The sequence below is a fragment of the Corallococcus exercitus genome, assembly GCF_003611585.1.
Lineage (GTDB): Bacteria > Myxococcota > Myxococcia > Myxococcales > Myxococcaceae > Corallococcus > Corallococcus exercitus.
The window spans coordinates 1-10,083 of the sequence record NZ_RAVW01000364.1 but is presented as its reverse complement, the minus strand read 5'-3'; the positions used below and the strand labels follow the sequence as shown (position 1 = coordinate 10,083).

Annotated in this window: 8 protein-coding genes; 5 read left to right on the top strand and 3 right to left on the bottom strand. The window is 69.4% G+C overall.

Features of this window, described 5'->3' with window-relative positions; all coding sequences use genetic code 11:
- From D7W79_RS32195 to D7W79_RS32175, 5 genes are all read left to right on the top strand, one after another.
- Positions 1–999: peptidase associated/transthyretin-like domain-containing protein (locus D7W79_RS32195; RefSeq protein ID WP_120529194.1), on the top strand; the 999-nt coding region annotated here is incomplete at its 5' end.
- Positions 1,000–1,009: 10 nt separating this feature from the next.
- Positions 1,010–3,967 (top strand): DUF4215 domain-containing protein, encoded by a 2,958-nt coding sequence (locus D7W79_RS32190; RefSeq protein WP_120529193.1) that lies wholly within the window; start codon positions 1,010–1,012, stop codon positions 3,965–3,967.
- 173 nt (positions 3,968–4,140) lie between these two features.
- Positions 4,141–6,573: an isoamylase gene (locus tag D7W79_RS32185; protein ID WP_120529192.1), complete on the top strand. Its 2,433-nt coding sequence runs from the start codon at positions 4,141–4,143 to the stop codon at positions 6,571–6,573.
- Positions 6,574–6,638: 65 nt separating this feature from the next.
- Positions 6,639–7,301 carry a pentapeptide repeat-containing protein gene (locus D7W79_RS32180; protein WP_120529191.1) on the top strand — a complete coding sequence of 221 codons (663 nt, stop codon included), beginning with the start codon at positions 6,639–6,641 and terminating at the stop codon, positions 7,299–7,301.
- Complete coding sequence (locus D7W79_RS32175) at positions 7,298–7,816, top strand: hypothetical protein (RefSeq protein WP_120529190.1); 519 nt, start codon at positions 7,298–7,300, stop codon at positions 7,814–7,816. The genes D7W79_RS32180 and D7W79_RS32175 overlap by 4 nt, the downstream gene beginning before the upstream one ends.
- Here the strand turns inward: D7W79_RS32175 and modC are convergent.
- From modC to D7W79_RS46515, 3 genes are all read right to left on the bottom strand, one after another.
- Positions 7,813–8,883, bottom strand: a complete 1,071-nt coding sequence (modC, locus tag D7W79_RS32170; protein WP_120529189.1) for a molybdenum ABC transporter ATP-binding protein — start codon at positions 8,881–8,883, stop codon at positions 7,813–7,815. The two genes, D7W79_RS32175 and modC, sit on opposite strands and share 4 nt — an antisense overlap.
- Before the next feature lie 118 nt (positions 8,884–9,001).
- Positions 9,002–9,679 (bottom strand): molybdate ABC transporter permease subunit, encoded by a 678-nt coding sequence (modB, locus tag D7W79_RS32165; protein WP_120529188.1) that lies wholly within the window; start codon positions 9,677–9,679, stop codon positions 9,002–9,004.
- On the bottom strand, positions 9,679–10,083 hold a 405-nt coding region (locus D7W79_RS46515), incomplete at its 5' end, for a molybdate ABC transporter substrate-binding protein (protein ID WP_158617100.1). The genes D7W79_RS46515 and modB, both read right to left, overlap by 1 nt.

Here is a 10,083-nt window from a genome sequence, read left to right as displayed (position 1 = left end):
CCCCCGCCCCCCGCGCCGAAGGCCCAGGAGGCCCGGCAAGGGCAGGCCAGTGACACGCTGGAAGGCTCGCTGGCGGGCTCGGCTGGCCCGGAGGATCGCCCCTGGGCGAAGGGCATCTCCCAGGCGGACCAGGACGCTTCGCTCGCGCTGTTCGGCGAGGGCAACGCGCTGCTGAAGGAATCCATCTTCGTGCAGGCCGTGGAGAAGTACCGCCAGGCGCTGGCGCGCTGGGACCACCCGGCCATCCACTACAACCTCGCGCTGGCGCTGATGAACCTGGACCAGCCCGTGGAGGTGCACGAGCACCTGGTGGCGGCGCTGCGCTTCGGGCCGGCGCCGCTGGAGAAGGAGAAGTTCGAGTACGCCCGCAACTACAAGACGCTGGTGGAGAAGCAGCTGGCGCGGGTGGACATCACCTGCGCCACGCCCGGCGCCACGGTGACGATGGACGGCCAGCCGCTGTTCGTGGCCCCCGGCCGCTACGAGGGGCTGGTGCGCCCCGGCGCGCACAGCATCGTCGCGACGATGACGGGCTACGTGCCCAGCGACCAGAGCCGCACGCTGCTGCCCGGTGAGACGACGACGCTGGACCTGAAGCTCTTCACCTCCGACGACCTCATCCGCTACAAGCGCCGCTGGTCCGCCGCGATGCCCTGGCTGGTGATGGGCGCGGGCGTGGCCGTGGCGGGCGGCAGCGCCTTCCTGCACCTCCAGTCCCGCGACCACTTCCGCGCCTTCGAGTCGGGCATCGCCGAATGCGGGGGCTGCGTGCCGCCCGTCGCCGTCGCCGACGAGCGCTCCCAGGGCAACCTGATGCAGACCGGCGCCATCGCCGGGTACGCCGTGGGCGGCGCGGTGCTCGTCACCGGCGCGGTGCTCGCCGTCCTCAACCAACCCAAGCCGTACCGCATCGAACCGGGCCAGGAGGCGGCGACCGTGCAGGTCACGCCGCTCCTCGGCGCGGGTTCGGGCGGTGCCGTGGCCACGTTCCGCTTCTGAGGTCTTCCGCATGACACGCGTCCCCTCCTCCCCGCCCTCCGGCGGATCCTCCGTGGCGCGCGCCCTGCTGCTCGTGGCCGCGCCGCTGCTGCTGCTCACCTCGTGCTTCCAGCCCACGACCGTGGACTGCGCCTCCGGGCTCGTCTGTCCGGAAGGCCTGAAGTGCGCCGCGAAACAGGACGTCTGCATCTCCACGGACTGCGGCGACGGCGTCGTCCAGGACGGCGAGCAGTGTGACGACGGCAACGTCGTGGACGGCGACGGCTGTAGCCGCGACTGCAAGTCCAACGAGACGTGCGGCAACGACGTCGTGGACCTGACCGCCAAGGAGAAGTGCGACGACGGCAACACCGTCGACGGCGACGGGTGCAGCGCGGACTGCCTCTCCAACGAACTGTGCGGCAACGGCGTCATGGACACGGCCGTGGGCGAGAAGTGCGACGACGGCAACAACGCCAGCGGCGACGGGTGCAGCGCGGACTGCCTCTCCACCGAGGTCTGCGGCAACAAGTACACCGACCCCACGAAGGAAGAGCGCTGCGACGACGGCAACACCGTCAGCGGCGACGGGTGCAGCGCGGACTGCCTCTCCCTGGAGAGCTGCGGCAACCGCTACGTGGACACGGCCAAGGGCGAGAAGTGCGACGACGGCAACAACACCAACGGCGACGGGTGCAGCTCCGACTGCAAGTCCGATGAGTCGTGCGGCAACGGCGTCGTCGACCTCATCAAGGGGGAGATCTGCGACGACGGCAACAACGTCAGCGAGGACGGGTGCAGCGCGGACTGCCGCTCGGCCGAAGGCTGCGGCAACGGCGTCCGCGACGGCGAGGAGCAGTGCGACGACAAGGGCGAGTCCGCGACCTGCAACGTCAACTGCACCGTGCGCGTCTGCGGCGACGGCATCCTGAACCTGACCGCGGGCGAGCAGTGCGACGACAAGGGCGAGTCCGACTACTGCAACGCCAACTGCACGCTGCGCAAATGTGGCGACGGCGTGGTGAACACGTCGGCCGGCGAGCAGTGTGACAACCCCGGCCCCGTCAACACCCCCACCTGCGACACGGACTGCACCATCGCCTTCTGCGGCGACGGCTTCACCAACACGACGCGCGGCGAGCTGTGCGACACGGCGGGCAACTCCCGCACCTGCAACGCGGACTGCACGCCCGCGGCCTGCGGTGACCGGTTCCTCAACATCGCGGCGGGCGAGCAGTGCGACGACGGGCCCAACTCGCCCATCTGCGACGTCGACTGCACTCCCACGGTCTGCGGCGACGGCGTCACCAACTCGGCGGCGAAGGAACTGTGCGACGACGGCAACACGAACGACGACGACGACTGCCTGGGCACCTGCAAGCCGAACGTCTGCGGAGACAACGTGGTCAACGTCAACGGGCCGGACCGCCCGGAGGCCTGCGACGACGGCAACACGAAGACGGAAACCGCCTGCACCTACGGCACCCCCTCCTGCCAGGCGTGCAGCGGCGACTGCAAGGCGGCGCTCGACCTGAAGGGCAACGTCTGCGGCGACAACTCGAAGGACGCCACCAACGAGGCCTGTGACGACGGCAACACCGAGACGGAGGAGGCCTGCCCCTACGGCACCGCCAGCTGCAAGGTGTGCCGCTTCGACTGCAAGGAGAGCCTGTCGCGCACGGGCAACATCTGCGGCGACAACGTGAAGGACCCGGACCACGAGGTCTGCGACGACGGCAACACGAAGACGGAGGTCGCGTGCGACTACGGCGTGGCCAGCTGCCAGAAGTGCAGCGGCGACTGCCAGCAGCCCCTCACGCTCCAGGGCAACATCTGCGGCGACAACAAGAAGGACCCGAACCCGGCGAACGAGCTCTGCGACGACGGCAACACGAGGACGGAGACCGAGTGCCCCTACGGCGTCGCGAACTGCCAGACGTGCAGCGGCGACTGCAAGCAGGTGCTGGCGGTGAAGGGCAACGTCTGCGGCGACGGCGTGAAAGACCCGGTGAACGAGGCCTGCGACGACGGCAACGTCCTCACCGAGACGGTCTGCCCCTATGGCCAGGCCAACTGCCAGAAGTGCAGCAGCGACTGCCAGACGGTCCTCACGCTCCAGGGCAACGTCTGCGGCGACAACAAGCAGGACCCCAGCGCCTCGAACGAGGTCTGTGACGACGGCAACACGCAGACGGAGACCTCCTGCCCCTACGGCACGGCGAGCTGCCAGGTGTGCCGCTTCGACTGCAAGCAGCTGCTGACGGCGACCGGCAACATCTGCGGCGACAATGTGAAGGATCCGGTGAACGAGGTCTGCGACGACGGCAACACCTCCACGGAGGTCTCCTGCGCCTACGGGACGGCGAGCTGCCAGCGGTGCAGCAGCGACTGCCAGACAGCCCTCTCGCTCCAGGGCAACGTCTGCGGTGACGGCGTGCAGGACTCCAACGCCGCGAACGAGGCCTGCGACGACGGCAACACCTCCACCTGCGGCTCGTGCAGCGCCAACTGCAAGGCGAAGACGCTGCAGGCGGCGACGGGCACCATCACCGCCATCTCGGGCGACAAGCTGCTTGATGGGGAGACGTTCACCATCAGCGACGGCATCAACCCGCCCGTCATCTTCGAGCTGGACAGCAACGGGAAGCTCAAGAACGCCGCCAACCAGCAGGTCGCGTTCACGTTCGGCACGTCCTCGACGCAGGCCGCGCTGCTCATCCGCGACGCCATCAACGCAGTGAGCGATCCGTTCGAGATCCAGGCCTCGGTCACCGGCGTGAGCACCACCGTGAACATCACCCACAAGCTGCAGGGCTCCATCGGCAACCAGGCGATGACCGAGCAGGTCACCAACAACCTCTTCCGGGTGAACGGCATGACGGGCGGCGGCGGCTACGACTGCACGGCGGGCACGAAGTGCATGGGCAACGAGGACTGCGCTCGCGACCTGGTGTGTGGGGCCAGCAAGACCTGCGTCCCCGCGCCTTGACGCGCCGGGCCATGTCCGGCGTTGTACGTGGGTGCGCGGAGGGGCGCGGGTGGGGGGACGTGCGGTTGACTTCAGCGTCGTGGGGGTGGTGAACCGGATGGCCCCGGGCAGTCGCGGGCCCGGTGGCCTTGCAGCGGTCGTGACCCTCGCTTGCCGCGTCTGGAGCCACATCCATGATGACCCCTCCCCGTCGTCACCGCCGGAGCCCCTGGCTCACGCGGTGGCATCCCCTCGTCGCCGCGGGCCTCGCCTCGGCGCTGGTCTCCTGCGCCGCCTCCGAAACGCCTGACGAAGCCCCCGCCCCTGCCGCGCCCGCCGTGGAGGACACCGCGCAGCGCAAGCAGGAGCTGCTCACCTGGACGCTGGGCGCGAAGTACGACTCCACGCAGGCCAACATCGACTTCAACGTGTACTCGTCGCGCGCCACGCGCATCGAGGTGTGGATCTACAAGACGGCCCTGGGCGCGCAGGAGGTCGTGAAGTACGTGATGACGAAGAACGCGACGACCAACGTCTGGTCCAAGTCCGTCTCCGTCTCCACGCTGAAGAACACCTACGGCGTCACCGGCACCGTCTACTACGGCTACCGCGCGTGGGGCCCCAACTGGCCGTACGACGCCAGCTGGACCAAGACGAACAACGCGGCGGGCTTCATCGCGGACGTGGACACCGCGGGCAACCGCTTCAACCCGAACAAGCTCCTGTGGGACCCGTACGCGCTGGAGCTGTCGCACGACCCGGTGAACCCCAGCAACGCGGACGCCACGGTGTTCGCGTCCGGCCCGACGCACCGCTACAAGGACAGCGGCCCGTACGCGCCCAAGAGCATCGTGCTTCCGCCGGACGCCACGGCCACCGGCACCAAGCCCACGCGCGCCTTCAAGGACGACGTCGTCTATGAGGTGCACCTGCGCGGCCTGACGAAGCAGGACACCGGCTCCGGGCTGGATGCCGCCTGTCTGGGCACCTACAAGACCGCGGGCCAGAAGGCCGCGCAGCTGGCGGCGCTGGGCGTGACGGCGGTGGAGTTCCTGCCGCTGCACGAAACGGACAACGGCAACAACGACACGGTCGCGAGCACCGCGGGCGACAACTACTGGGGTTACATGAACCTCAGCTACTTCGCGCCGGACCGCCGCTACGCGTGCGACCAGACGCCGGGCGGCCCCACGCGTGAGTTCAAGAGCATGGTGAAGGCGTTCCACGACGCCGGCATCAAGGTGCTGGTGGACGTGGTCTACAACCACACCGGCGAGGGCGGCGGGTGGGTGAGCGGCGATCCCACCACGTACAACGTCATGTCGTACCGGGGCCTGGACAACCCCACGTACTACAGCCTCACGAAGGACATGAAGTTCAACTGGGACAACACGGGCGTGGGCGGCAACTTCAACACGCGCAACCCCACGGCCCGCAACGTCATCCTCCATTCGCTGTCGTACTGGAAGGACACGCTGGGCGTGGACGGCTTCCGGTTCGACCTGGCGTCGGTGCTGGGCAACATCTACGAGCACGAGACGGCCACGACTCCGGGCTACGAATACAACCGCGACGACCCGAACACGGCGCTCAATCAAATCACCACGCAGCTGGATCCGCGTCCGGAGGGGGGCGGCGCGGGCACGGACTTCATCGCGGAGCCGTGGGCCATTGGCGGCAACTCCTACCAGGTGGGCAACTTCCCGGCGAAGTGGCGCGAGTGGAACGGCGCGTTCCGCGACACCTTCCGCAAGGACCAGAACCAGCTGGGCGTGGAGAACGTGACGCCGGCGGACCTGGCCACGCGCTTCGCGGGCTCGTCGGACCTGTACTCGGATGACGGCCGCAAGCCGGCCGCGTCCGTGAACTTCATGGTGGCCCACGACGGCTTCACCCTGAAGGACCTGTACTCGTGCAACAGCAAGGACAACACCCAGGCGTGGCCCAAGGGCCCGTCCGACGGCGGCGAGGACAGCAACCACAGCTGGGACCAGGGCGGCAGCGCGGCGCTCCAGCGGCAGGCGGCGCGCAACGGCCTGGCGTTCCTGATGCTGAGCGCGGGCGTGCCCATGCTGACGGGCGGCGACGAGTTCCTGCGCACGCAGTACTGCAACAACAACGCGTACAACCTGGACTCGAACGCGAACTGGCTGAACTACGCGTGGAGCGCGGACCAGTCCAACTTCCGCCTGTTCGCCAAGAACCTCATCGCGTTCCGCAAGGCGCACCCCGCGCTGCGTCCGGCGGAGTTCTACAAGACGAACGACAACAACGGGAACGTGATGGAGCAGCACCGCTGGTTCAAGCCGGACGGCTTCGTTCCGGACGCGGCGTACTTCAACAGCGCGAGCAACCACGCGCTGGCCTACCGCATCGACGCGTCGGAGTTCTCCGGTGAGACGGTGGGCGCCATCTACGTCGCGTACAACGGCTGGTCCGCCGCCGTGAACTTCTCGCTGCCGTGGCCGGGCAACGGCAAGCAGTGGTACCGCGTGACGGACACCTGCTCGTGGAGCGAGAGCCTGGGCGTGGATCAGGTGCTGCTCAACCCGGTCACCGCGCTCGGCGGCGAGGCCACGAACTACAGCCTGTGCGGCCGCGGCGTGCTGGTGCTGGTGGCCAAGTAGCGTGAAGGCCGTGGAGGACCCGGCCCTTATCGCCGGGTCCTTCGCGGGTCGGTATAAAGCCGGGCATGGCCCAGGACGACAGCGCGGTGGTGAAGCGGCTCCAGCAGGAGGACTCCTTCGAGCGGGAGACCTTCGAGGGGTTGGACCTCCAGGGCGTCGACCTGGGTGACAAGGAGTTCTACCGGTGCACCTTCCTGAACTGCGAGTTGCAGGAGGGCCGGTGGAAGGACACGCTGCTGGAGGCGTGCGTGTTCCAGGGCTGCAACCTGACGCGCGCGAACTTCAACGCCATCCGGTTGCGGGACGTGCGCTTCGAGGGCTCGAAGCTGATGGGCATTGACTGGACGGGCGTGGCGGCGAACCCGGAGGTGGACTTCGAGGAGTGCGGCATGCCCTACAGCTCGTTCGTGGGGCTGGGCCTGCGTCAGACGTCCTTCGTGCGGTGCGTGGCGCGGGAGGCGAACTTCTTCGACATGGACCTGACGGACGCGGACTTCACCGGCGCGGACCTCACCGGCAGCAACTTCCGTGGCTGCACGCTGACCCGGACGGACTTCTCCGGAGCCACGGGTCTGGTGCTCGACCCCGCGCGCAACAAGATGAAGGACACGCGCATCCCGCAGGACACGGCGATGTCCGTGGTGCATGAGCTGGGCATGCGCGTGGAGGGCTACCACGCGAAGACGGCGGGGCGCGGCGGGGCGAAGAAGCCGGGAGCGAAGCGGTGAGAGACGGCACGCCGTTCGACCCGGTCGCCGTCGCGCGGATCGCGGTGATGGTGAGGACAGGGCGGGTCGGGCTGCGGCAGATCATCGCCTGGGCGGACGCGTGGGTGATGAAGCTGGATGCGCCGCCACTCTGGTTGATCGAGCTGAGCACCGTGCCGGAGCTCGACAGAGCGCACGGGTTGCTCCTGGACATGCCGGGCCTTCCGCAGTTGCTCACCGTCGAAGAGCGGGACGAGGAGGACGCGGACCACCTGGCGAGCCTGCTCCTTCGCCACCGTGACGGGTCCATCTCCTGGGGAGACTTCCTCCTGCGGGCAGGCGAGTACCTGGATGGCAAGGGCGGCCACCGGCAGTGCGAGGAGTTCTACATGCAGCTGAACCTGCTGGAGCGCATGGGGTTTCCGGAAGACCTGATGCAGTCCCAGCGCGAGGACATCGAGCGCAGCCTCGTGGATGCGCTGGAGCGGATGGAGGCCGCGCATCGGCGGTTCGAAGCCGAGGCGCGCGGGGACTAGGAAGCCCTGCCCGCCAGGCGGCGACAGGCGGAGGACTTCACCGCGAGGTACACGCGCAGGCCCGGTGCGATGTGGAGTTCGCGCACGGCGGCGTGCGTGAGACGGACCACCCAGTGGACACCGCTCACGTCCACGTGGGTCGCGCACTCCCCTGCCCCCGCTTCCTCCAGCTTCGTCACGGTGCCTTCGAGCACGTTGCGCGCGGAGACGCCGGTCAGCGGCCCGGTGGACAGGAGGATGTCCTCGGCGGGCACGGCGTAGGCGGCGCGGGTGCCGTGGGGCAGCTCCGGTGCATCCGGCACCCAGAGCGACAGGCTCTCCGTGACGCGTAGCCGCGTGCCTCTGGAGTCGGGATGTTCCAGCGTGCCTTCGAGGATGTTCTCCTCGGGCTCACCGGTGAGCAGGCCGCGCGCCACCGTGCCCAGCACCGTGTCCGCGGGGCCCACGGCCTTCACGGCGCCGCCATCCAACAGCAGGGCCTCGCGGGCCAGGGCGCGTGCTTCGCCCAGCTGGTGGGTCACGTAGAGCAGCGGCACCCGGGCTTCGTCACGCACGCGCAGCAGGTAGGGCAGCACGCGCTCCTTCAACGCGACATCCAGCGCGGCCAGGGGTTCGTCCAGCAGCAGCAGCGCGGGGTCGGTGGCGAGCGCGCGCGCCAGGGCGACCCGCTGCTTCTCGCCTCCGGACAGCGTCACCGGGTAGCGGTGCAGCAGGGGCTCCAGCTCCAGCAGGTGCACGGCTTCGTCCACGCGCGAAGGCCGTCCGGCGCGCACACCGAAGCGCACGTTCTGTCCAGCGGTGAGGTGCGGGAAGAGCAATGCGTCCTGCGGCACGTAGCCCATGCGGCGCGCTTCGGGCGGCACGTCGACACCGCTGGCCGTGTCGAGGAGCACGCGGCCACCGACCACGACACGTCCCGTGGCGCCCCGTCGCAGGCCCGCGAGCACTTCCAGCAGCGACGTCTTCCCGGAGCCGGAGCGCCCCAGCACCGCCACCGACGCGGACGTGAAGCGGGCCTCGACCTCCAGCGTGAAGCGCGCCAGGGGCAGTCGCAGCGACAGCTCCATCACGGGCGTGCGCCTCCTGACAACGTGGCGCCCCATGCGCCCTGCGCGGACGCGGGCTCTCTCGAAACCGGCCCGGCATCCCCGGGCCCCCAGGACCGGGGGGAATGCGCCGCGTGATTCACGCGAGTCCCCGGGCCCCGCGCCGCCGCGTCACCACTTCCGTCACGTACATGGCCCCGAACGCGAGCACCACCGCCACGCCCGCGAGCTTCAGCGCCTCCGCGTCCTGCCCCACCTGCGTGCGCTGGAAGATGGCCAGGGACAGCGTCTGCGTACTTCCCGGAATGTTGCCCGCGACCAGCACCGTGGCGCCGAACTCACCCAGCGCCCGCGAGAACGCGAGCAGCGCGCCCGTGAGCACCCCGCGCCACGCCAGCGGCAGGGTCACCCGGAAGAAGGCCCGGGTGCGCGTGTCCCCCAGCGTGCGCGCCACCGCCACCAGCCTGGGATCCACTTCCTCGAAGCCCGCGCGCGCGGAGCGCACCAGCAGCGGGAACGCCATCACCGCGCTCGCCAGCACCACCGCCTTCGGCGTGAACACCACCTCCACGCCCATCGCATCCAGCAGCCGGCCCAACACCGAGTCCCGCGCGAGCAACTCCAGCAGCACCAGGCCCACCGCCGTCGGAGGCAGCACCAGCGGCAGCGCCAGCACCGTCTCCACCACGCCGCGCCCCGGTCCCTTCCAACGCGCGAGCGCGTACGCCGCCGCCACACCGGGCACCAGGATGAGCGCCGTGGACAGGGCCGCCACCGCCACCGTGAACAGCACCAGCCCTGTCAGCCCCTCGTCCATCACGGCGATGGATGCCTCTTGCCCGCATCCGGCGCCGAGCCCATCACGCCCGCGTCCAGGGACCGCGCGTTGCCTGGCGTCGCACCCATCACGCCCGCGTCGAGGGACCGCGCGTTGCCCGGCGTCGTGCCCATCACTCCCGCATCCGGAGCAGCCTTCGCCGCGCTCGCGTCCAGGAAGCCCAGTCGACGGAACTCCTTTCGCGCTGCTTCCGTCTGGAGGAAGCGCACGAACGCGAGTCCTCCTTCCGGCGCCTTGCCCCGCGTCAGCGCCGCCGCCGGATACACGATGCGCGGCGCGTCCGCTTCCGGCACCGTGAACGCCACCCGCACCTTCTTCGAGCCCGCGGCGTCCGTCGCGTACCTGTCTCTTATACACGTCTGACGCTGCCGACGATAAGGCTC